Source organism: Kitasatospora sp. NPDC086801 (genome assembly GCF_044745805.1).
Classification (GTDB): domain Bacteria; phylum Actinomycetota; class Actinomycetes; order Streptomycetales; family Streptomycetaceae; genus Kitasatospora.
Window position 1 is genome coordinate 1 of record NZ_JBIVAX010000058.1, and the last position, 22,113, is coordinate 22,113.

Genomic DNA, 22,113 nt, shown 5'->3' on the forward strand with positions numbered 1-22,113 from the left:
CGGAACCGGCCACACGGCAGCTGGGGCAAGCGCCGCAAACCGCGGAAAGCGTAGGCACCAGCAGCCCAAAGAGCGATCTACAGCTGGAGTACTAGCCGTCCGAGGTGATCGTGAAGGGCTCGGACCAGTTGCCGGAGTCGCCGGACAGGACGACCCGGTAGTCGTCTCCGGGGGGAACGTCCGGCACGGTCACCTCCACGCGTCCCAGCAGGATGTCGAAGTCGCTGGCGAGGATCCGGTCGAGGAGGGTGACGTCGCCCACGCGCAAGGCGATGAGCCCCGTGCGGTTGGTGATCTGCGTCGGCGGATCCGAGACGTCCCAGGTGACGTCGACCCGCTCGCCGGTTCGCCAGACCGTCCCCGCGCGGGGGGAGAGGATGCGCGGTACGAAGACGTCGCGCCGGGACGTGCGCTCGGTGGAGTGGGTGGCCACCGCCGGACCGGTCGCCTGAGCCGGCACCGTGGCGAGCAGGCTCGGCATGGCCGCGGCAGCCAGTGCGACCACGCCCAGGATGGGTCTGTTCCAGATCCTCATGGCTTTCAGTGTCTCGGTTCGGCCCGGAACGAGCGCACGGACTGGCACCCCTTCCCTCGATCGGGGGAACGGTCATCAGGGTCGGGCAGCTCGCGAGGGGGCAGGGGCGGCAGGGGATAGGGGCCGGTAACGCGCGGCCGGCAGGCGATGAGTGGCCCGCCAGGAGCGTGGCGGGGTGTGGAGTGCCGGCGACCAGGCTCCTTCTCCGGTGCGGGCCGGTCGCCTACGGTGGTCACCCCGAAGGCGAGGAGCGGAGGTTCCCTGTGGGGGATGAGGCGACGACGCAGTACCACTGCTATGCCTGGGAGGACGAGCACGGCATCAAGTACGTGGCCGCCTACCCGGGCGATGAGGAGGCCGACGAGGAGTTCAAGGCCGAGCTGCGGGCGATGGGCGCCCGCGCGGCGGCGGACCTGGTGGCCGAGCAGGAAGCCGAGAAGGAAGCTGAGAAGGAAGCCGAGAAGGAAACCGGGCGGGAGCAGGCCGGGCGTGCAGCGCCCGCGCTGCGGCTGATCCGAGGTGAAGGCTCTCCCTGAGCGCGCGACCGGGTTCGCCGGTACGCAGGGCGCGGGACGGGCGGGGGGGGGGGGGGGGGGGGGGGGGGGCGGCGCGCCCCCCCCCCCCCGGCGGGGGGGGGCGGGCCGGGGGGGGGGGGGGGGGGGGGGGGGTGGGGGCGGGGGGCGGCCCCCCCCCCCCACTCCGCCGGTCGTCGGGGTGACCTCTTCCGGGCGGGGCCGGGCTCAGGCGGGCTCAGACGGGCAGTTTCGTGTCGGCGATGAAGCTGATCTCGACGACCTGCCCGGGGAAGGCCAGTTCGGTGACGCCGAGGACCGTGCTGGCCGGGCGGTGGGCGCCGAAGTACGCCAGGTTGCCCGCCATCGCCGCCGCGGCGCTACCTCGGAAGCATCGAGGACGCACGGTCAGTTGGCGGTGGACACCGATGGCGATTCCGGTCTCCTCGAAGGTCTCGCGGCGGGCGGGCTGAACCGGGCGGAGGGGTTGAGAAGGCCCCGCCGCCCTGGATCGGGGTGGCGGGGCCGGGAGTTGCTGCTACCGGGCGTCGAACTCGTCGGCGCGGACGGCGGTGACGAAGGCCTGCCAGGCGGAGGAGGAGAAGAGGAGGGCGGGCCCGTCGGGGTCCTTGGAGTCGCGGACGGGCATGAGACCGGTGAAGCCGTCGGCGACCTCGACGCAGCCGTTCTGCCCGCCGCTGTACGTGCTTTTACGCCAGCCGGCGCTAGCCAGGTCAACGTCCATCCTCATAGTCCTTCCGTACCGCACGGATCATCTTCACGGATGCGGCCTGATTCAGTGCCCCGATCTGCAGCCGATCGTAGTCCCTGGCTAGCGGAAGGACAGCGTTGATATCGCGGTCGAGGTACCCGCGCAGCTCGGTTTCTGTGTATCCGAGCAGTTTGCGGTCCGGCATGGTCAGCAACGTCACGTGTGAGCTGAAAGGCCGGTCCTCACCCAAAGAATACGGGGCTACCTGGAGGAGGATGTTCGGGTTTGCGGCCAACTCATCGAGGTGCCGCAGTTGTTCGATCATCACCTCTGTTCCTCCGACAGTCCGACGCAGGCAACTCTCGTCGAGAACCGCATGAAGGAGAGGCGGAGGGGTGCGGTTCAGGAATTGCTGGCGCGTCATGAGGAAGTTCACTCGCTCCTCGGCCTGTTCGGGGGTGGCGTTGCCACGCCGGACGTTGCCCGCTTCCCAAGCGCTGGCGTAGGCCGGGGTTTGCAGCAGGCCAGACACGATGTCGATCGAGAACAGCCTGACCTCGGCGGCACGGTTCTCGTAGTTGGCGTACTCGGGGAAGCCCGGGACCAGGGCAGTGTGCTTGAGCTGCCAGTACATCAGCAGCAGGGTCCCGCCGGTCTGCAGGACTTCGTCGGCCTTGGTAGCAAACTTCTCACTCGGCGGTCGCTGCGCAAGTTCGACGAACGAGACGTAGGACGGGTGGACTCCGATCTTGCGCGCGAGCTGTTCCTGCTTGAGCCCCATCGCCCTGCGTGACCTGCGGAGTTGGACCCCGAACGGAGCCCAGGGAGATGACTGCGGGTCAATTTCCTTGATGTTCACCATGGCTGCTCCAACTCTCCAGACCACCGAGGTCAAGTCGTCTGCCACTTCCGATGCTAGGCGACACAGAGCCACCATGTGCACAGAACGTGAAACTCTGATCGCGGAAGGTTACTCCCATGGGCGATGTCCAAGTGCCCCGGCTCCACGGCTACGGGGTCCGCTGGGACCCGGAGGGCCGGTGTTACCGGGTGCGGAACGAGACGACGGGGGAGTGGCTGCGCAGCGGTACCTCGGGTGAGCTGGCCTCCTTCTCCTCGTTCTCCGCCGCCTTCAGCGCCTGGCGGGGGTTCGAGGTTCGGCGGCAGGTGGGGGCGTGATGGGATCCGTCCTCAACCGCGCCACGGCCGATCAGCGGCGGCAGGCGGCCGACGTTGTCGACGACCTGACGGCCGTCCTTGCCCTGGGTGGAGTGAAGTTGCCGTCCGTCGAGGTGGATTGGGAGCACGGCCGCAGGACGGGCTGCTACCTGATCAGCCTCGGCTGCGCCTGCCCGTCCGCACTCCTGCGGGTCGTCGACCTGCTGCGCAAGGGGCTGCGCTACGAGCGCCTGACGCATGACGGCTGAACTCCTGGTCCGCCTGCTCTGGTGGGCGGGCTTCTCCCTCGTACTCCTCGCCGCCCTCAGGAAGTGAACCGCCCGATGCGCGACCCCCGTCTCCTCGCCAAGCCGCCGGTGTGTCGGCTCGGCTGCCTCGTCCTCGTGCGCAACCCGCGCGGCGACGTCCTGCTCGTCGACCCGGACTACATGGACGGCCTGATCCTCCCGGGCGGCGCCGCCCAGCCCAACGAGCCGCCCAACCTCGCCGCCGCCCGTCACCTCCACGCCGAGACCGGCCTCAACCTGCGCCTTGCGGACGTCCTGGCCGTCGACTTCACCCCGGCCGACCGCTACCTGGAGCGCCTGAACCTGGTCTTCGACGGCGGGACCGTCACCGAGCACGCCGCCGCCCGCCTGACCGTCCCGCCCCGGCACCGCAGCGGCCTGTTCGGCGCCCGCTTCGTCCCCGCCCACGAACTCCCGGACGTCATGGCCCCCGCCCAGGCCGCCCGCGCCGCCGAAGCCCTCGCCAACCGCGCCGTCCCCCTCCTCCTCCACGGCCAACGCTCAAGCTGAAGGGCGCGATCTTAAAACCGCCTTTGACGAAGCCGCCGGGTGGCCGCCGCCGGCCGCCGCCGGCCGCCGCCACCCGCGGGCGGGAAGCGCCGGTTCACCCGTGCGGTGGCCTGGCGCTTCCTTTGCCTGATGTGGCCGGAACCCACGTAGTTGTCACCGTACGGTCACCACCTGGTGAACGGCACCTAAAGGTCCAGACCACCGCCCAGTACGGCGAGGACGTCCGCCGCGTTCCAGTGCCCGGCGGCGCCCGGGCGGGAGGCCAGGTAGTCGGCGCAGCGGCGCGCGCTCCAGCCGTGGGACTCGGCCAGGCCGGCGGCCAGGGTGCGCAGGTAGGGGGCCGAGGGCGGGTTGAGTGCGGCGCCGGCCAGGCCTTCGGGGGCGGTGAAGGTCAGCAGCGGGTGCCCGTCCAGGTCGCCCGCGTGCACCAGCGTCTCGTACCGGCCGGGCCCGAGCCGGTCGCGTCCGTGCGCGAGGGCGCGGGTGAGGTCGAGGTCGGCGCCGGGGGAGCGGTGCATCTCCTGGGCGGCGATGTCGCTGAACTGACCAACCGTCACCAGGTAGGCGCGGCAGGGGAGTTCACCGGGCACATCCGGGTCGTAGTAGCCGCTGCCGCCGCCCCACACCGCCGACTCCCGCGCGAAGTACAGCGTGCCGGGCAGCACCGCGGCCACGTCCCGGCGCGGCGGTCGGCGGTCGCGGCAGCCGGGGTAGGTGCGCGCGCCGCCGTCGGGGCGGCCGCCGCGCAGGTAGCAGGCGAGCCGGGCGGCGTGCAGGTTCGACCCGTACGCCGCGTACCAGACGAGCCGCGCGCCGCCAGACGGGCCGCCGGGGCCGCCGTCGTCCGCGCCGCTCCCCGCGTCGCCGGGCCACCGGCGGGATCCGGCCACCATCATCGCTAAACCTCCAGATTTGGTGGGTCCGCTTTCACTACCGGTAGCGTTCCCGCCGCTATGGCGTAGACCACTGTTCGCCTTCCCGCCATACGTCTCCTGCCTCAGACGATTACCCTTCGCCACTGAAAGCGATCGAAAAACCCCGAAATGACTTTCGAATCGTTCCTTGATGCCCCCATATGTCGCCGAAAATGAAAAGTTCCTTTGACTACACCTTCACGGCATCCAGCGGGCTCCCAGTCGAGTCATGGTGAGTGAGGCACCACGCAAGGTGACTCCCCGTACTCATCCCTATGACCTTCAACCGAGGACACCCCTTATGGACGCACGCCAGGACATGGCAGGCCCGGGAACGCTGAACCGTCCCGGGCCCGCCCACGCCGCCGGTTGGCCGGCGGTCCGGCCCGCGCACCCCCGCAGCCTGCTCGACATCGTCACCGCCACCGCCGACGCCCACCCGCACGCACCCGCGCTGGACACCGGCACCGCCGTACTCGACTACCGCGCCCTCATGCACGAGGTCGACACCCTCGCCGGCGTCCTCGCCGGGCACGGCATCGGCACCGGAGACCGGGTCGGCGTGCGCATCCCCTCCGGCACCGCCGACCTGTACGTCGCCATCCTCGCCGTGCTGCGCTGCGGCGCCGCCTACGTGCCCGTCGACGCCGACGACCCCGACGAGCGCGCCGACATGATCTGGCAGGACGCCCAGGTGTGCGCCGTCCTCGGCGCCGAACGCCGACTCGCCCCCGGCTCCGGGGCCGAGCCCCGCGGCAACCCCGCCTGGCCCACCCCCGCCGACGACGCGTGGATCATCTTCACCTCCGGCACCACCGGCCGCCCCAAGGGCGTCGCCGTCACCCACCGCTCCGCGGCCGCCTTCGTCGACGCCGAGGCCCGCCTCTTCCTCCGGCAGCAGCCGCTCGGCCCCGGCGACCGCGTCCTGGCCGGCCTGTCGGTGGCCTTCGACGCCTCCTGCGAGGAGATGTGGCTGGCCTGGCGCCACGGCGCCTGCCTGGTGCCCGCCCCCCGCTCCCTCGTCAAGGCCGGCACGGACCTCGGCCCCTGGCTCGTCGAACGCCGCATCACCGCCATCTCCACCGTCCCCACCCTGCTCGCCCTGTGGCCGCAGGAGTGCCTGGACGCCGTGCGCCTGATCATCGTCGGCGGCGAGGCCTGCCCCGCCGAACTCGTCGAGCGCCTCGCCACCCCCGGCCGCGAGTTCTGGAACACCTACGGCCCCACCGAGACCACCGTCGTCGCCACCGCCGCCCGCATGCTCCCCGGCCAGCCCGTACGCATCGGCACCCCCCTGGACGGCTGGGAGATCGCCGTCGTCGACGCCGCCGGCCACCCCGTGCCCTGGTACGAGACCGGCGAACTCCTCATCACCGGCATCGGCACCGCCCGCTACCTCGACCCCGCCAAGGACGCCGAGAAGTTCAGCGCCCACCCCGCCCTCGCCTCCCCGCGCGTCTACCGCAGCGGCGACCTCGTGCGCAACGACCCCGAAGGCCTCGTCTTCGTCGGCCGCGCCGACGACCAGATCAAACTCGGCGGCCGGCGCATCGAACTCGGCGAGATCGACGCCGCCCTCCAGGCCCTGCCCGGCATCCGCGCCGCGGCCGCCGCCGTCCGCAAGAGCCCCGCCGGCGCCGACCTGCTGGTCGGCTACCTCGTCGCCCAGCCCGGCACCATCCCCGACCTCACCGCCGCCCGCCAGCACCTGCTCGGACGCCTGCCCGCCCCGCTCGTGCCCGTCCTCGCCCTCGTCGACTCCCTGCCCACCCGCACCTCAGGCAAGGTCGACCGCAACGCCCTGCCCTGGCCGCTCGCCACCACCGGCACCGCCACCCCCGGCACCGCCGCCCCCCTGGACGGCACCGCCGGCTGGCTCGCCGGCCGCTGGGAGAGCATGCTCGGCATGGCCCCCGGCCACGGCGACGACTTCTTCGCCCTCGGCGGCTCCAGCCTCACCGCCGCTCGCCTCGTCTCCGAACTGCGCACCCGCCACCCCGGCGTCTCCGTCGCCGACCTCTACGCCCACCCCGTCCTCGGCGACCTCGCCGACTACCTCGACAACCTCGCCGGCCCCCCTCATGCCGGCGGCGCCGCGCGCACCCCCACCCCCGCCCCCGTCCGCACCGTGCGCCGCACCCCCGCCAGCGCCGGCCTGTGGCAGACCCTCATCCTGCTCGGCGTCTTCGGCATCTCCGGACTGCGCTGGATCCTCGCCCTCACCGCCTTCGACAACCTCATCGGCAACCACCTCAGCTGGGCCCCGCACAGCTCCTGGTGGCCCGTCGCCGCCGGCCTCCTCCTCTTCTACAGCGCCCCCGGCCGCACCCTCCTCGCCGCCGGCACCGCCCGCCTGCTCACCGCCGGCCTGCGCCCCGGCAGCCACCCCCGCGGCGGCCAGGCCCACCTGCGACTGTGGGCCGCCGAACGCGCCGTCACCCTCTTCGGCGTCGGCGCCCTCGCCGGCACCCCCTGGGCCCTGCGCTACGCCCGCGCGCTCGGCTGCCGCATCGGCGCCGGCGTCCTCCTGCACACCCTGCCCCCCGTCACCGGCCTCGCCCGCATCGGCGCCGGCGCCACCGTCGAACCCGAAGCCGACATCGCCGGCTGGTGGCTCGACGGCGACACCCTCCACCTGGGCCACATCGACATCGGCGACGGCGCCCGCATCGGCGGCCGCTCCACCCTCATGCCCGGCGCCCGCATCGGCGCCGGCGCCGACATCGCCCCCGGCTCCTGCGTCACCGGCGCCGTACCCGCCGGCGAACACTGGCACGGCTCCCCGGCCCGGCCCTCCACCGAGGCCCGCACCACCTGGCCCGCGGCCGCCGCCACCCCCCGCTCCCGCTTCTGGAACCTCGCCTACGGCGTCGGCCTGACCGTCTTCGGCCTCCTGCCGATCATCGCCGCCCTCCCCGCGCTCGCCATCGTCTTCACGATGGTCGACACCGACCGCACCCTCACCGCGGCCCTCCTCCAGCTCCTGCCCGCCACCATCCCGCTGGCCGCCCTCACCCTGGTGTGCCACGCCACGCTGATAGCGACCACGGTCCGCCTCCTGTCCATCCCGCTGCGCCCCGGCTTCCACCCCGCCCACGGCCGCGTCGCCTTCTGCGCCTGGGCCGTCACCCGGCTCAGCGACACCGCCCGGCGCACCCTCTTCCCCTTCTACGCCAGCCTCTTCACCCCGGTGTGGCTGCGCCTGCTCGGCGCCAAGGTCGGCCGCCGCGTCGAAGCCTCCACCGTCCTGGCCCTGCCCGGCCTGATGCGCGTCGACGACGGCGCCTTCCTCGCCGACGACACCCTCGTCGCCCCCTACGAGCTGCGCGCCGGCTGGCTGCACATCGGCCCCTCGCACGTCGGGCGCCGCTCCTTCGTCGGCAACTCCGGCATCGTCGGCCCCGGCCGCCGACTGCCCGACAACTCCCTCGTCGGCGTCCTGTCCGACACCCCCGTCAACGCCCCCGAAGGCTCCTCCTGGCTCGGCCGTCCCGCCTTCGCCCTGCCGCGCGTCGCGGCCGCCGGCGGCGACGCCCGCACCTACAACCCGCCCCGGCGCCTGATGTGGGCCCGCGCCGGCGTCGAGCTGTGCCGCCTGCTGCCCATCGTCCTCGCCGCCCTCCTCGGCGACCTCGTCCTCGCCACCCTCCAGGAACTGCGCGACGACTACGGCCTCCCGCGCGCCCTGGCCGCCGCCGGCCTCGTCCTCATCGGCGCCGCCGTCGTCGCCTGCCTGGTCACCACCGCCGCCAAGTGGCTCCTCGTCGGGCGCTTCCGCGTCGCCGAACACCCCCTGTGGTCCACCTTCGTGTGGCGCAACGAGCTCTACGACAGCTTCGTCGAGGAACTCGCCATGCCCTTCGGCGGCTCCAGCATCACCGGCACGCCCTACCTCAACGCCTGGCTGCGCAGCCTCGGCGCCCACATCGGGCGCGGCGTGTGGTGCGAGACCCACTGGCTGCCCGAGAGCGACCTCGTCACCGTCGAGGCCGGCGCCAGCGTCAACCGCGGCACCGTCCTGCAGACCCACCTCTTCCACGACCGGGTCATGCGCCTGGGCCCCGTCCACCTCGGCCCCGGCTCCACCACCGGCCCGCACTCCATCGTCCTGCTCAACTCCTCCCTCGGCGCCGGCACCACCGTCGGCCCCGCCTCCCTGGTCATGCGCGGCGAGAACGTCCCGGGCACCACCCGCTGGCTCGGCAACCCCGTCGCCGCCTGGAACGCCGACCCCGCCCCGCCCGCCGGGCGCCGGGCCAAGCGCAAGGTCGGGGTGTGACGCGGATCACTCCGGCTGGGCGATGAGTTGACGATGCGGTCGCGGTCCTCCCTGTGTAGACCGCGACCGCATCCGTTCCCGAAAGGGCGTACCGACCATGACCGCCACCCCCGCCAAGGGCCCCGCCAGCTACTTCCCGTCCATCGAGAAGAAGTACGGCCGACCCGTCGCCGAGTGGAAGGACCTCATCCGCGCCTCCCCGCTCGGCAAGCACATGGAGCTCGTCGCCTGGCTCAAGACCGAGCACGGCCTCGGCCACGGCCACGCCAACGCCCTCGTCGCCCACACCCTCGCCGAAGCCGCGGCCTGAGCCCGTCGCCCGGTTCTGCTGGTGGCGTCCGGTTCTGCTGGTGACGTCCGGCCTGCGCCCCGTGGCGGATGGCGGGCCGGCGGACGACGGCGGGGCCGGGGCCGCCTGCGGCACGATCGGGAAGCAGACGGCCCCGGACCCGGGTCGTTCCGTACGGGCGGGGCATCGACCGCGATGCCCGTACGGCTGCGGTCGGGACCCATTCGACGACTTCAACAGCACTTGAAGTCAAGCCCCCGGCGGCCCGAGGCGCCGGAGGGAGGGGTAGCCTCGCTCCCGGCGGGGACCGGTGGGCGAGGTTCGGACGAGGTTTCAGGGGCGGTCGAATGGAACAGCAACAGCGCGGCTACTGGCGGGTCGCGGACGGTTCGGCGGTCAGCTCCACCCAGGCCCAGGTCGCCTGGACCAGGGCCGCCTACCCGGCCCTGGTGGACGTGGCCCGCCGCTACCACGCGGTGATCACCTACGCCGAACTGGCCGAGACCGTGCAGGAAGCGGCCGGGGTGCGCACCAAGGTGCACCAGCGCACCTGGATCGGCAAAGTCCTGGCCCTGGTGGTGCGCGAGGCACACCGCCGCGGGGACCCGCCGCTGACCGCACTGGTGGTCCACTCCACCGACGGCATGGTCGGCGTCGGCTACCAGGAGGTGCTGGCGGTGGCCGGACAGCCGCCGCTGGCAGCGGACATGGACCGCGAACACCACGCCGCCGCCGCCCGCCTCGCCTGCTACCGCCACTTCGGCGCACCACTGCCCGCCGACGGCGGCACCCCCGCCCTGGCCCCGCGCCTCCAGGCCTCCGTCACCCGCAAGGCGGCCGCCGCCACCCCGCCCCGCCCCCCGGCGATCTGCCCCTCCTGCTTCCTCCAGCTGCCCGCCACCCGCATCTGCGACTCCTGCGGGGCCAGCGCCTAGGACCACCGGGCAGGAGCGCCCGGCCTGCACCGGTTCGACCAAGGCCTACGGCCCGAACTACCCCAACCAGACCCCGACCCTGCTGCTCGGCTCGCAGGACACCGTCAAGCCCGGCTACCAGTCGAGCCAGCGCACCGACCAGTACGGTCTGCTGCGCACCATCGACGGCGCGCTCGGCCTCAACCCGCTGACCAACAACGACCGGTACGCGGCCACGGTCAACGACGCCTGGAAGTAGCCCCCTGCGAGGGCCTGTTGTGAAAGTGCTGGTCGCAGCCGCTCGTTGACGGCTGCGACCAGCACGGTCGGTGGCGCGGCTCAGACGCCGACGGGCAGGCGGCCCGGCATCCGCCAGCCCTCGGCGAGGCGGGAGGGGGCGAGCCGGCGCCCGTCGCCGAAGAACTCGCAGAACTTCATGATCAGCGGATCCCAGCCGAGCGGGTCCACGTAGTGGTCGGTGCCGGGCACGAGCAGGCGCTCCTCGACGTGCGCGCGCACCACGGTGACCTCGAAGGCGGTGCAGTGCGGGTTGCCCGCCAGCGGCGTGGCCGCCTCCAACCGGCACTCCAACTGGACCGGGCACTCGGCGGCGCGCGGCGCGCGCACCAGCTCCGACGGCTGCTCGCTGAACCCGGCGGCGGCGAACTTGCCCCGTTCGAAGCGGTAGCCCTGCTGGCGCCGGCGCTCGGTCAGATCCGGGTTGGCGGTCAGCAGCGCGAGGGCGTCGACGGCGTCGACCTGCCCGGAGGAGGGCAGGTTGAGCACGCACTCGCCCTCGCGTCGCAGGTTGATGGCGGTCTGGGCGCTGTTGCCGAGGCCCAGCACGCAGGACCGCTCCAGCCACCACGCCGAGGACATCGGCGCCAGATTGGCGCCGCCGTCCTCGTTGCGCGAGCTGATCAGCACCACCGGGGTGCCGAAGTAGAGGACCTTGAGGTCGGTGGCCTTGTGCACGGGAATGCCGTCCTTGGGTGGGAAACCGTTGCCGATCTCCGACTCTGCCCCCGCCCGGGTCGGGGCGCTGGCGGTGATCGGACACGGCGTTCCCGGCCCCGCCGGCGGCAGCCGGCCGTACGCGCGGATCGGCCGTACGCGCGGATCGGCCGTACGCGCGGATCGGGCCCTACGCGCTGGTTCGGCCGCGCACGTCGGTTCGGCCGTACGGGCTGGTTCGGCAGCCGCGCGGGCCGGTCCGGCCGGTCGGTCAGAGCGAGGCGCCGCCCGGGCCGCGGGCGGCCACCGTACGGGCCTGGCCGTCGCGCAGCCGGTAGGACAGGCCCACGACGGCCACCGCACCCTCGGCCACCTTGGCGGCCAGCAACTGGGAACGCTCCAGCAGCAGGTCCACGGTCTGGCGGATGTGCTCGTCGACGATCCCGTCCGGGTCCTCGATGCCCGCGGCCCGGGCCGACACCACGCTCGGGGTGACCCGCTCCACCACGTCCCGCACGAACCCGCCCGGCAGCCGCCCCCGGTCGAGCGCATCCATCGCCGCGCCCACCGCGCCGCACGAGTCGTGCCCCAGCACCACCACCAGCGGGCACTCCAGCACGCTCACCCCGTACTCGACGCTGCCCAGCGCCTCCGCCCCGGTGACGTGCCCGGCCGTCCGCACCACGAACAGGTCACCCAGCCCACGGTCGAAGATGATCTCGGCCGCCAGCCGGGAATCCGAACAGCCGAACAGCACCGCGAAGGGCCGCTGCGCCGGCGCGAGGGCGGCCCTGCGCCCGGCGTCCTGGTTGGGATGTTCCGGGCTGCCCGCGACGAAACGGGCATTGCCCTCCATCAGCACCCGCATCGCCTGGTCGGGGCCGGATATCGGTGAGGAGATCATGCCTGCACCCTAGATCGCCGCAGGTGGGGCCCGCAGAAGGGGGGCCGCGCGACCGGCCGCCCGGGGCCGCGCCGCCCCTCACCCGGTCGGGCCGGTCCACGGCCCGCGACCGCCTGCGAACCTGCCCGGCCCACCACTGCGCGAGGTCGTCGGCATGCTGCGCCCCTGGCCCTGGTGGTGCCGGCTCTTCGTGCGGCTCCTCGGGGCCGCGATCCGCAACCGGCGTAGCAGGGCCTGGGCCGGGTGCTGCGGCGGGGTCGGGGGGTGTCGTCAACTCGCGGTCTGCGTCGCGGTGTTGGGCGCGCTTGCCTCGCTGTCGGCGCCTTCCGGTGCACCGACCCTGGCGCCGCCGCAGCCACCCGCCCTGCGTACGAAGGGCGGGCGGGCCCTGGGGCGGCAGGGCCGGTCAGTGGCCCGGCGTGCCCTTGGAGACGAACACCTGGACCGTCGAGTGCGCCGACGCGGTGCGGCCGGCCTGCGGCTCGGAGTTGATGACCGAACCGGCGGGCACGTTCCAGTCGGTGAACTCGTGGATCTCGTAGCGCAGCCCCGCCGCCTCCAGCAGCTTGACGGCCGCGTCCTTGGTCAGGCCGGTGATCGGCGGCACGCTCACCTGCACCCCGTCGGTCGGCTGCATCGCCGGCGAGGGGGTGCCGAAGGCCATCGACGGCCCGGGGGCGGGAGCGGACCCGGCGGGGGAGGGCGCGCCGGACGACGCGCTGGGGGAGGGCGTGCCGGAGGACATCGGTGCCGAGGCGTTCGCGGGGCCCGCCGGCAGGCCTCCGGAGGGCGACGGGCCCGAACCCGGTGCGAGCAGCGTCGCGCCCGTGCCGATGGCGACCACCGCGGCCGCCGCCACCGCGCCGCTGAGCACGGTGCGACGGCGTACCGTGCGCCGGACGGCGAGGGCGTCGATGACGGGGGCCGGGGTGTTGTCGGCGAATGCGGTCATGGCGGCGAGGAGTTCCTTGTCGAAGTCGGGGCCGAAGTCGCGGTCGAAGCCGGGGGCGGAGGCGGTGTGGTCGGGGTCGGGATCGGGGGACGGGAAGCGGGTCATCACGCACCTCCGCGCGAGATCGGCGGCACGGACGGGACGTCCTGCCGGGGCAGTGCGGCCCGCAGTTTCGCGAGGCCGCGGGCGAGCTGGGAGCGTACGGCGCCGGGGGAGATGTCCAGCGTCTGCGCGATCTCCTGGTCCCCCAGGTCGTGGAGGTAGTACAGGACGACCACGGTGCGCATCCCCATCGGCAGCGTGTGCAGCGCCGTGACGAGCTCCGCGCGCAACTCCACTGACCGGTAGGCGTCGCGCGGGTCGGCGCGCTCGGCGCCGGGCGCTGCGGCGGGCCGCTCGCCGGAGCGGCTCAGCCGCCGCCAGCGGTCGTTGACCAGGTTCACCAGGATCCGGCGCACGTACGCCTCGGGCGCTTCCGCGGCCGCCACCCGCCGCCAGTTGCGGCAGGATCGTTCCAGTGCCTCCTGGACGAGGTCCTCCGCGGTGTGCGCGTCCCCGGTGAGCACGTACGCCGTCCGGAACAGCGCGCCCGAACGCTGCTGTACGAACTCGACGAAGTCGATCCCGGGACTGGCCCTGCGCAGCCTCACCCGCCGCCCTCGCTCTCTTCGCTCTTCCGCCGTCACCTTCGCCCCCATGACGGCCCCCGGCACCGCCCTGCTGCACCGCCACCGCGAAAGTGACGCGCCTCACAACGCTTCGAAGTCGAACGGGCCGAACGGGCCGAACGGGCCGGACCACCGCGGCAGCCCGGGGAGCACACACGCGGGCGCAACGATGCGCAAACGATGCGAGTAGCCCGGGCGGTGGCCGCTCCGGGACGGTCGCAGTGTGCACGCACTGATCGACCCGCCGGCACCCCGACCCCCGGCACCCCGGCCCCCGTCAGACGAGACGCCCGGCACCGAACCCCCCGGCATCGAACCCCCGGGCGGCGGCGGACATGCCGGGCTGCGCGCCCTGGCGGCACGCGTGGCCGGCGGCGACGAGTGGGCCTTCGAGGAGCTGTACGCCGCCACCGCCGGAACCGTCCTGGGCCTCGTGCTACGGGTGCTGCGCGACCACGCCCAGGCCGAGGAGGTCACCCAGGAGGTGTTCCTGCAGGTGTGGCGGGAGGCGGCGCGCTACCGTCCCGAACGCGGCGAGGTCCTGCCCTGGATGCTCACCCTCGCCCACCGGCGCGCCGTCGACCGGGTCCGCTCCGCCCAGGCCGCCGCCGACCGCGACCGCACCGCCGCCCTGCGCGCCTACACCCCGGTCTTCGACGAGGTCGCCGACCAGGTCGAACGCGACCTGGACCGCGGCCGGGAACGCGAACGGGTCCGCCGCGCCCTGGCCACCCTCACCGACGTCCAGCGCGAATGCCTGCTGCTGGTCTACTACGGCGGCCGCACCCAAGCCCAGGCCGCCGAAGCCCTCGGCGCCCCCCTCGGCACCGTCAAGACCCGCATCCGCGACGCCCTGCTACGCCTGCGCACCCAACTCGCCGCCCCCTCGCCCCACCCGGCATAGCCCCGCGCCCGCACCCTACCCGTCGAATCTGTAGACCGACCTACATATTCCCCTCGGACCCGCGGTCGTGGTGCGCACAGGAAGTCGACGGGTCCGACTTCCTGCGCGCGCCGATGGCTTTCGCGGAACGAGCCCTGCTTGCCGCCCGCATCCGCGACGCCCGCTGCCCCGTCCTGCCCCGCATAGGCTCACGCATGTGCCCGTCCCCGTCCCCGTGTCTGCCTCCGCCGGCCGGCTGCCGGCCCAGGCCAGCCTGACCACCGGTGCCCTCGCCCGCATGCTCGGCGTCTCCCCGGCCACCGTCCGCTCCTGGGAACGCCGCTACGGCATCGGCCCCGCCCAGCGCGACCCCGGGCGCCACCGCCAGTGGAGCCCGCGGGACGTCGCCGTCCTGGCGGAGATGTGCCGCCTGACCGCCCGCGGCGTCACCCCGGCCGAGGCCGCCCGCCTCGCCCTCGCCGCCGAGGCTCCAGGACCGTCCGGGCTGTCCGGGCCGCCGGAGAGGTCCGAGGTGGCCGGGCCGTCCGAGCAGCCGGGGCCGCTTGCCGGCGGGCCGGCTCCCGGTGGCGGGAACACCCTGCCCGTCGGCACCGTCCGCCCCGAATGCCGGGGGCTGGCCCGCGCGGCCGTTCGCCTCGACGCCCCCGAGCTCGCCCGGATCCTGCGACACAGCGTCGACACCCTCGGCCCGGTCGCCGCCTGGACCGAGGTGATGATGCCCGCCCTGCGCGCCGCCGGCCGCAAGTGGGCCGCCGAGGGCGAGCGTTACGTCGAGGTCGAGCACCTGCTGTCCTGGCACGTCGCCGCCGCTCTGCGCCGAGCCGCCGACCGGGTCGAGCCGCCGCAGGGTCCGGCCGTCCTGCTCGCGGGCATGCCCGCAGAACTGCATGCCCTGCCGCTGGAGGCGCTGGCTGCGGGGCTGGCCGAACGGGGTCTGCCGTTTCGGATGTTCGGCCCGGCCCTGCCGACCGAAGCCCTGTTGGAAGCGGTCCGTCGCACCGGCCCGCCCGCCGTCCTGCTGTGGTCCCAAGTCGCCCGCACCGCCGACCGGGCTCTGGTCCGCCGTGTCGCCGAGACCGCCTGGGGCCCCCACGGTGCCCGCACCCGTCCAGTCGTCCTGACCGCAGGCCCCGGCTGGACCGGCCCTCGCCGCCCCCCGGGCGCCCTGCGCCCCCGCGACCTGCCCACCGCCCTCGACCAGCTGGAGTACCTGCTGCGCTGAACCCCGTCTGCCGGTGTGGTCATGTGGCGCGGTTTCGCAGGCTGGCTCGCGCCGCTGGCTTCGAGCATGAATATACCGACCGGTCTACAGATTTGATCGCGCCCGTGGTGCGCACAGGAAGTCGGCCTGCCCGACTTCCTGTGCGGGGCGCCTCGCCCTCGGCTTCGCCACGTGGCGGGGCCTGCGAGCGGGCCTGCGAAACGGAAAAATATATCGGTCGGTCTACATATTCGACTGCGCGCACGGCGGGCGGGGAGCCGGGAAGCGCGCGCGAGAAGTCGGATCTGTCGACTTCTCGCGCGGCCGGAATCGTGGCGCAGGAGAAATATGCCGGTCGGTCTACATATTCAGTCGCCGGGCAAGCGAGCGGGGGAGATGGGGATGCGGCCCCCGGCTACCGGGGGGGGGTGTGTTCACCGGGGACCGCGGTTCATGGGCTGATGCCGGCTCAGGAGGCGGGCATCAGGACGGTGTCGACGATGTAGACGGTGGCGTTGGCGGTCTGGACGTCGCCGCACAGCACCTTGGCGGCGGAGTTGACGGTCAAGTCCGGGGCGGCGCCGGTCACGGTGAGGTCGGCGGCGGCCAGGGTCTTGTGCCCGCCGGCGAGTGCCGCGGGAGCCAGGCGCTGGGGGACGACGTGGTAGGTGAGGATCTTGGTGAGCTTGTCCTTGTCGGCGAGGACGGCGTCGAGGTCCTTCTTCGGGAGCTTGGCGAAGGCGTCGTCGGTGGGGGCGAAGACGGTGATGTTCTTCGCGGAGTTGAGGGTGTCCACCAGGCCGGCCTGCTTGACGGCGGTGACGAGGGTGGACAGCAGCGGGTTGTTGGAGGCGGCGGTGGCGACCGGGTCCTTGGCCATGCCGGTGAAGCTGCCCGCCCCGTCCTTGGGGACGGCCGCGCACGCGGTGCCGAACGGCTGCCCGGCCGTCACCTGCTCGGCGGACGGGGCCCCGACCGACGGGGCCTCCGTGGACGGGCCGCTGGTCACGGACGGCGTGGGCGCGGCGGCCGCGGTGGTGCTCTTGGCCGTGTCCGAGGACTTCGCGTCGCCGCCGCCGCTGCTGCACGCGCTCAGGGAGGCGGCCAGCAGGCCGGCGGCGAGGACGGCGGCGAAGGGCTTGCGGACCAGGACGGTCGTGTTCATGGACGGATTCTCCTGTCAGGGGGCATCGGGCGGATCCCGGATGCCGAAGGGGTGGGGAGGTCGTGAGGTGGGGTCAGGTGACGGTGACGACGACGCTGTGCCAGCCCGTCGCGCCCGAGGGGTAGGGAGGTGTGCGGGTCTCGGGCTGGACGGCCCCGGTGCCGTCGGTGGCACGGGCCTCAAGGCGGTGGGTCCCGGGGGCGGCGCCGGTCCAGGTGTGGGTCCACTGGCGCCACAGGTCGGGCCCGGCGTCGGCGGCCAGTTCGGTCTGCCGCCAGGGCCCGCCGTCGACGCGCACCTCGACGGCGGCGATGCCGCGGTGGGTGGCCCAGGCGGTGCCGGCCACCGTCACGTCGCCGGGCGGCACGCGGGCGAACGGCGCGGGCACGTCGATCCGCGAGGCGGTGCGGACCTCGCCGGTGCGGTCCCAGCCGCGCCGCACCCAGTACGGGTCGCGGGCGGCGAAGGTGGTCACCTCCAGGTCGACGAGCCACTTGGTGGCCGAGGTGTAGCCGTAGAGGCCGGGCACCACCGTGCGGCACGGGAAGCCGTGTTCGACGGGCAGCGCCTCGCCGTTCATCGCCACCGCGAGCAGCGCCCGGCGCCCGTCGAGGAGCGTCTCGACCGGGGTGCCGATCGTCATGCCGTCCTGCGAGCGGCCGACGAGCTGCTCGGCGCCGGAGCGGACGCCGGCGCGGCGCAGCAGGGCGGGCAGCGAGGCGCCGAGCCAGCGGGTGGTGCCCGCGTAGGGGCCGCCGACCTCGTTGGAGACGCAGGACAGGGTGTGGTCCAGTTCCTCCAGCCCGAGGGCGAGCAGGTCGTCGAAGCCGATCAGCAGCGGGCGGTCGACCAGGCCGTGCAGCCGCAGCGACCAGGCGCGCGGGTCGATGCGCGGCAGGGTCAGGGCGGTGTCGACGCGGTAGAAGTCGGCGGTGGGGGTGATGAACGGGGGCAGGCCGGGGACCGTGGCGCCGACGGCGCGCGGCAGCGGTGGCGCCGGGCGCAGCGGTGGCGGCAGACGGACGGCGGCGCGGGCCGCGCTGACGTCGCCACGCCGGTCGGACAGGACGCGTCCGGCCGTGCCGAGGGCGGCGGCCGCGCCGATCGTGGCGCCGGCCGCCAGGACGCGCCGCCGTTCGGGCCCGGCCGGCCGGACCGGGCCCGAGCCGGGGGAAGGGCCGGGGGAAGGGCCGGGGGAGAGGGCGGGTCCGGCCAGCCACCACAGCACGGCGACCGCGCCGCCGGCCGCGGCGGAGGAGGGCAGCAGGTCGGTGGGGAGGGCCTGCGGGCGGGCCAGCGCGGCCCAGGCGGCGAGGCCGCCGAAGGCCGTGAACAGGGCGGCGGCCGCGCCGCGACGGCGTCCGGCCAGCACGCCGAGGGCCGCGGCCACGAGGCCCATGGCGGTGTAGATCCCGCCCAGCAGGACCGTCTTGTCGCCGGTGCCGAACCGCTGGACCGCCCACGCCTTGACGGCGGTGGGCGCGAGGTCGATCGCCGCCGAGCCGATCGCCACCACCGGTGAGGCCTGGGGGCGGGTGAACGCCGCCGCCGCCTCACCGGCTCCCACGGCCGTGGCGGCGGCCGCCAGCCCGCACAGCGCCGCCACGGCCGGCCCGGCGGCACGGGTGCGTGCTCGGGGGAGGGCGCCCGGCGGGCTGCTGCTCGTCTCATCGGTCACGGTCCTCATTCGGCGGTCCGGCTCCACCGGATGGGTGCGAGTCCGGATACCCCCCGATCGGGTGACACTGCCCTGGCCGGGTGACACCTCCCGGCCAGGGCTGGGGGCCGCGGACGGGCGGCGGAACGGGCCGGACCGCCGGGAGGCCCGGCCCGGCGCCCCGGGCCGAGGCCGCTCAAGGGCGCCCGGGGACGCCCGTGGCGCCCTTGAGCGGCACCCTCACCGTCTCCTGATCCCGGTCGACCCGGCCTTCCGCCGGGCCAGCCGCCCGGCCCGGCCCTCCCACTCAGGTGAACGGGATCAGCAGGACCGGCGCCCCCGTGGGGTGCGCGGAGCCGGCCGAGGGCTCCACCGTGACCCCGATACCGCGCGCACCGGCCAGGGGGCCGTCCAGCAGGAACGCGCCGTCGCCCCGGGGCATCAGCCCCGCCGGGCGCATCGCGGCGCCGTCGTCGAACCACAGCTCGTACGCCGTGCCGTCCGCCGGGGCGGGCAGGCCGGAGGCCAGGAGGACGGCCCGGCCCCGGCCGTGCGACCAGACCACCGCCCCGGTGCCGGTGCCGCCGGCCGCCGGGCCGCTCGCCCGCCGGGCGTCGGGTGCCGCCAGCAGCCCGGTGACCTGGTCCTGGTGCCGCTGCAGCGCGGCGGCGAGGGCCCTGGCCCGGTCCGCCTCCCGGTGCTGCTGGACGGCCACGCCGCCGAGGGCCGCGGCCGCCGCCAGACAGGCCGCCAGCGCCAGCCGCGGCCAGCCGCGGGCCAGCCGCCCGGGGCGCCGGGCGCCGTCGGGCCCGGCCGCGGCGCGCGGGGCCTCCTGCCGGACGGTGTCCAGGGCGCCCATCACCCGCGACTTCAGCTCCCCGGGCACCGCGACGGCCTGCGCGGCGCCCAGCCTGGCCAGCGTCGCCGTGAACTCGGCCACCTCCCGGGCGCAGGCCGGGCACTGCGCCAGGTGGCGCTCGAACTGCGCGCGCTCGTCCGCGTCGAGGGCGTGCGCGGCGTAGGCGCCGGTCAGCGTGTGCAGGTCGGCGCCGCTCATGCTCCCACTCCCAGGCAGTCGCGCAGCCGGATCAGCGCGTCGCGCATCCGGGTCTTGACGGTGCCCAGCGGGGTGCCGAGCAGTTCGGCGACCTGCGGGTAGGTGTACCCGCGGTAGTAGGCCAGCGTGATCGACTCCCGCTGCAACTCGGTCAGCCCCTTCAGGCAGCGCCGCACCTGCTCGCGTTCCAGCCGCCCCTCGACCTGCTCGGCGACCTCGTCGAACGCCGGCGCGTGCGAGGCGGCGGCGGCCCGCCGGTCGCGGTCGGCGGCCGCCTGAGCCGCCCGCACCCGGTCCACGGCGCGGCGGTGGGCGATGGTCAGCACCCACGCCAGCACCTCCCCGCGCTCGGGCCGGTAGCGGGCACAGGTGCGCCACACCTCCAGCATCACCTCCTGCGCGACCTCCTCGGACTGCGCCGGATCCCGCAGCACCCGGCGGACCAGCCCCAGCACCGGGCCCGCCACCGCGTCGTACAGCCGCCCGAACGCCTCCCGGTCGCCGCGCGCGGTCCTGCTCAGCAACTCCTTGAGGTCAGCGCCCGGACGCCCCGGCCCGGACAGGTGAACGACCGTACTCATCCGGCCGCCTCGCGCTCGCAACACCCGGGCGACGGCCCCGGCCAGTGGACGGTGGGCATGGCACGACCTCCAGGGAATCCCGGCCGGGCGGACACCCGGCCGGGCTGACGGAACACGGCGACGTCAGGCGTTCGAAGCCGCACCCGGCGCGGATTGCCCGCGAAGGACACCGGATTCCCGGCCCCGCGCACACCCGGATTTCCGGCCCGCGCACGCACGGGCGCTCGGAGGAGACCCCTGGAAGACTCGAAGCCACGGGCCGCCCACCCACCCGCCCGTTCCACCCCGATCCCCGGCCCCGTCTCTGCCCCAGCCGATCCGACCCCGTCCAATCCCCGGCCGCGTCCGCTCCGAACACCCCGGCAGCGCCCCCCGCGCCTGGCGGGGCACGGGGGCCGCACCCGCCCGCACGAGAGGAGCCGCAGGTGGACGAGCCGACCCGGACGCGCCCGCACTGCCTGGTCACCGGCGCCACCGGCTACATCGGCGGGCGCCTGGTGCCCGAACTGCTCGCCGCCGGGTACCGGGTGCGCTGCCTGGTCCGCGACCCGCTCCGGCTGCGGGACCAGCCCTGGCGGGCCGACGTGGAGGCCGTCACCGGGGACGTCACCCGCGCCGAGACCCTGCCCGCGGCCTTCGACGGCATCGACGCCGCCTACTACCTGGTCCACTCCCTGGGCACCGGGCCCGGCTTCGAGACCCGGGACCGGCAGGCCGCCGAGACCTTCGCCGAGGCGGCCGCCGCCGCCGGCACCCGGCGCATCGTCTACCTCGGCGGGCTGCTGCCCGCCGGGGTCCCCGAACCGCACCTGTCGGCCCACCTGCGCTCGCGCGCCGAAGTGGGCCGCGCCCTGCGCACGGGCGGCGTCCCCACCGCCGAACTGCGGGCCGCGGTGATCATCGGCTCCGGCTCGGCCTCCTTCGAGATGCTGCGCCACCTGACCGAACGGCTCCCGGCGATGGTCACCCCCCGCTGGGTCGACACCCGCATCCAGCCGATCGCCGTACGCGACGTGCTGCGCTACCTGGTCGGCGCCGCCGCCCTGCCCCCCGAGGTCGACCGCACCTTCGACATCGGCGGGCCCGACGTGCTCACCTACCGGCTGATGATGCGCCACTACGCCGAGGTCGCCGACCTGCCCCGGCGCCTGATCGTGCCGGTGCCCGTGCTCTCCCCGCGCCTGTCCAGCCACTGGGTGGGCCTGGTCACCCCCGTACCGGGCTCGCTCGCCCGCCCGCTGGTGGAGTCGCTGCGCCACGAGGTGGTGTGCCGCGAACACGACATCGCCCGCTGGATCCCCGACCCGCCCGAGGGCCTGACCGGCTTCGACCGGGCCGTGGAACTGGCCCTGCGGCGCATCCGCGACGCCCAGGTCGCCACCCGCTGGTCCTCCGCCTCCCTGCCCGGCGCGCCCAGCGACCCACTGCCCACCGACCCCGACTGGGCCGGCGGCAGCCTCTACCAGGACCTGCGCCGGCGCCGGGTGGCCGCCGACCCGGCCGCGCTGTGGCGGGTGGTGGAGGGCGTCGGCGGCGAGAACGGCTGGTACTCCCTGCCGCTCGCCTGGGCCCTGCGGGGCCGCCTGGACCGCCTGGCCGGCGGCGTCGGCCTGCGCCGCGGCCGCCGCGACCGCCACCGGCTGCGGGTCGGCGACGCGCTCGACTTCTGGCGGGTCGAGGAGATCGAACCCGGACACCTGCTGCGGCTGCGCGCCGAGATGCGCCTGCCGGGCCTGGCCTGGCTCGAACTGCGCGTGACACCCGACGGCGACGGCGGCGCGCTCTACCAGCAGCGGGCGCTGTTCCACCCGCACGGACTGGCCGGCCACCTCTACTGGTGGTCGGTGGCGCCCTTCCACGCCCTGGTGTTCGGCGCCATGGCCCGCAACATCACCGAACGCGCCCGACCCGCCCGACCCGCCCGACCCGCCGGCTGACA

General features: G+C 74.6%; 22 protein-coding genes and 1 pseudogene. 10 read left to right on the forward strand and 13 right to left on the reverse strand.

Annotated features, from left to right (window positions below; translation table 11 throughout):
- Positions 1-91: 91 nt before the first annotated feature.
- Positions 92-535 (reverse strand): GPI anchored serine-threonine rich family protein, encoded by a 444-nt coding sequence (locus ACIPLC_RS35145; protein WP_400477114.1) that lies wholly within the window; start codon positions 533-535, stop codon positions 92-94.
- 263 nt (positions 536-798) lie between these two features.
- Between ACIPLC_RS35145 and ACIPLC_RS35150 the strand changes: the two genes are divergently transcribed.
- A complete protein-coding gene (locus ACIPLC_RS35150; RefSeq protein WP_400477115.1) occupies positions 799-1,071 on the forward strand; it encodes a hypothetical protein in 273 nt (90 codons plus the stop codon).
- A gap of 214 nt (positions 1,072-1,285) precedes the next feature.
- Here the strand turns inward: ACIPLC_RS35150 and ACIPLC_RS35155 are convergent.
- The 3 genes and pseudogenes from ACIPLC_RS35155 to ACIPLC_RS35165 all read right to left on the reverse strand — a co-directional run.
- A pseudogene (locus ACIPLC_RS35155) lies at positions 1,286-1,429 on the reverse strand (RidA family protein); the annotation flags it as partial.
- A 156-nt stretch (positions 1,430-1,585) separates the two neighbouring features.
- Positions 1,586-1,798 (reverse strand): DUF397 domain-containing protein, encoded by a 213-nt coding sequence (locus tag ACIPLC_RS35160; RefSeq protein WP_400477116.1) that lies wholly within the window; start codon positions 1,796-1,798, stop codon positions 1,586-1,588.
- Complete coding sequence (locus ACIPLC_RS35165) at positions 1,782-2,621, reverse strand: helix-turn-helix transcriptional regulator (protein ID WP_363624006.1); 840 nt, start codon at positions 2,619-2,621, stop codon at positions 1,782-1,784. Before ACIPLC_RS35165 ends, ACIPLC_RS35160 begins: the two co-directional genes overlap by 17 nt.
- A gap of 116 nt (positions 2,622-2,737) precedes the next feature.
- Here ACIPLC_RS35165 and ACIPLC_RS35170 point away from each other — a divergent pair, with 116 nt between their 5' ends.
- The 3 genes from ACIPLC_RS35170 (at position 2,738) to ACIPLC_RS35180 (ending at position 3,735) form a co-directional block, all read left to right on the forward strand.
- Positions 2,738-2,938, forward strand: coding sequence for a hypothetical protein (locus ACIPLC_RS35170; protein WP_363378178.1), 201 nt, complete (start codon positions 2,738-2,740; stop codon positions 2,936-2,938).
- Positions 2,938-3,186, forward strand: coding sequence for a hypothetical protein (locus ACIPLC_RS35175; protein WP_400477117.1), 249 nt, complete (start codon positions 2,938-2,940; stop codon positions 3,184-3,186). The genes ACIPLC_RS35170 and ACIPLC_RS35175 overlap by 1 nt, the downstream gene beginning before the upstream one ends.
- Before the next feature lie 75 nt (positions 3,187-3,261).
- Positions 3,262-3,735: an NUDIX domain-containing protein gene (locus ACIPLC_RS35180; RefSeq protein ID WP_400477118.1), complete on the forward strand. Its 474-nt coding sequence runs from the start codon at positions 3,262-3,264 to the stop codon at positions 3,733-3,735.
- 185 nt (positions 3,736-3,920) lie between these two features.
- On the opposite strand, the gene ACIPLC_RS35185 is transcribed toward ACIPLC_RS35180, so the two are convergent.
- The gene (locus ACIPLC_RS35185) at positions 3,921-4,631 is read right to left on the reverse strand and encodes a histone deacetylase (protein WP_400477119.1); all 711 of its coding nucleotides are present in this window, start codon (positions 4,629-4,631) and stop codon (positions 3,921-3,923) included.
- A 319-nt stretch (positions 4,632-4,950) separates the two neighbouring features.
- Between ACIPLC_RS35185 and ACIPLC_RS35190 the strand changes: the two genes are divergently transcribed.
- The 3 genes from ACIPLC_RS35190 to ACIPLC_RS35200 all read left to right on the forward strand — a co-directional run bounded on the left by ACIPLC_RS35190 (position 4,951) and on the right by ACIPLC_RS35200 (position 10,152).
- Positions 4,951-8,928: a Pls/PosA family non-ribosomal peptide synthetase gene (locus ACIPLC_RS35190; protein WP_400477120.1), complete on the forward strand. Its 3,978-nt coding sequence runs from the start codon at positions 4,951-4,953 to the stop codon at positions 8,926-8,928.
- Between the two features lie 97 nt (positions 8,929-9,025).
- Positions 9,026-9,238 (forward strand): DUF4287 domain-containing protein, encoded by a 213-nt coding sequence (locus ACIPLC_RS35195; RefSeq protein WP_063352910.1) that lies wholly within the window; start codon positions 9,026-9,028, stop codon positions 9,236-9,238.
- A 326-nt stretch (positions 9,239-9,564) separates the two neighbouring features.
- Positions 9,565-10,152, forward strand: coding sequence for a hypothetical protein (locus tag ACIPLC_RS35200; RefSeq protein WP_400477121.1), 588 nt, complete (start codon positions 9,565-9,567; stop codon positions 10,150-10,152).
- A 318-nt stretch (positions 10,153-10,470) separates the two neighbouring features.
- On the opposite strand, the gene ACIPLC_RS35205 is transcribed toward ACIPLC_RS35200, so the two are convergent.
- The 4 genes from ACIPLC_RS35205 to ACIPLC_RS35220 all read right to left on the reverse strand — a co-directional run bounded on the left by ACIPLC_RS35205 (position 10,471) and on the right by ACIPLC_RS35220 (position 13,585).
- Positions 10,471-11,106, reverse strand: coding sequence for a flavin reductase family protein (locus ACIPLC_RS35205; RefSeq protein WP_400477122.1), 636 nt, complete (start codon positions 11,104-11,106; stop codon positions 10,471-10,473).
- A 250-nt stretch (positions 11,107-11,356) separates the two neighbouring features.
- Positions 11,357-11,989 (reverse strand): carbonic anhydrase, encoded by a 633-nt coding sequence (locus ACIPLC_RS35210; protein WP_400477123.1) that lies wholly within the window; start codon positions 11,987-11,989, stop codon positions 11,357-11,359.
- Positions 11,990-12,395: 406 nt separating this feature from the next.
- The gene (locus ACIPLC_RS35215; protein WP_400477124.1) at positions 12,396-13,046 is read right to left on the reverse strand and encodes a PASTA domain-containing protein; all 651 of its coding nucleotides are present in this window, start codon (positions 13,044-13,046) and stop codon (positions 12,396-12,398) included.
- Positions 13,046-13,585, reverse strand: a complete 540-nt coding sequence (locus ACIPLC_RS35220; RefSeq protein ID WP_400477151.1) for a SigE family RNA polymerase sigma factor — start codon at positions 13,583-13,585, stop codon at positions 13,046-13,048. The genes ACIPLC_RS35215 and ACIPLC_RS35220 overlap by 1 nt, the downstream gene beginning before the upstream one ends.
- 334 nt (positions 13,586-13,919) lie before the next feature.
- On the opposite strand from ACIPLC_RS35220, the gene sigK (ACIPLC_RS35225) reads away from it, so the two are divergent.
- Together sigK (ACIPLC_RS35225) and ACIPLC_RS35230 are read left to right on the forward strand one after the other, a co-directional pair.
- A complete protein-coding gene (sigK, locus tag ACIPLC_RS35225; protein WP_400477152.1) occupies positions 13,920-14,513 on the forward strand; it encodes an ECF RNA polymerase sigma factor SigK in 594 nt (197 codons plus the stop codon).
- Between the two features lie 277 nt (positions 14,514-14,790).
- A complete protein-coding gene (locus ACIPLC_RS35230; RefSeq protein WP_400477153.1) occupies positions 14,791-15,735 on the forward strand; it encodes a MerR family transcriptional regulator in 945 nt (314 codons plus the stop codon).
- 448 nt (positions 15,736-16,183) lie between these two features.
- Here ACIPLC_RS35230 and ACIPLC_RS35235 read toward each other — a convergent pair whose 3' ends face one another.
- The 4 genes from ACIPLC_RS35235 to sigK (ACIPLC_RS35250) form a co-directional block, all read right to left on the reverse strand.
- On the reverse strand, positions 16,184-16,879 hold the full coding sequence (locus ACIPLC_RS35235; protein ID WP_400477125.1) for a fasciclin domain-containing protein: 696 nt from the start codon (positions 16,877-16,879) through the stop codon (positions 16,184-16,186).
- Positions 16,880-16,952: 73 nt separating this feature from the next.
- Positions 16,953-18,566, reverse strand: a complete 1,614-nt coding sequence (locus ACIPLC_RS35240; protein ID WP_400477126.1) for a molybdopterin-dependent oxidoreductase — start codon at positions 18,564-18,566, stop codon at positions 16,953-16,955.
- A 277-nt stretch (positions 18,567-18,843) separates the two neighbouring features.
- Entirely contained in the window at positions 18,844-19,593 is a 750-nt protein-coding gene (locus ACIPLC_RS35245) for an anti-sigma factor domain-containing protein (RefSeq protein ID WP_400477127.1), read from the reverse strand.
- On the reverse strand, positions 19,590-20,174 hold the full coding sequence (sigK, locus tag ACIPLC_RS35250; protein WP_400477128.1) for an ECF RNA polymerase sigma factor SigK: 585 nt from the start codon (positions 20,172-20,174) through the stop codon (positions 19,590-19,592). The genes ACIPLC_RS35245 and sigK (ACIPLC_RS35250) overlap by 4 nt, the downstream gene beginning before the upstream one ends.
- A 425-nt stretch (positions 20,175-20,599) precedes the next feature.
- Here sigK (ACIPLC_RS35250) and ACIPLC_RS35255 point away from each other — a divergent pair, with 425 nt between their 5' ends.
- Positions 20,600-22,111, forward strand: coding sequence for an SDR family oxidoreductase (locus ACIPLC_RS35255; protein WP_400477129.1), 1,512 nt, complete (start codon positions 20,600-20,602; stop codon positions 22,109-22,111).
- The last annotated feature ends 2 nt before the right edge of the window (positions 22,112-22,113 follow it).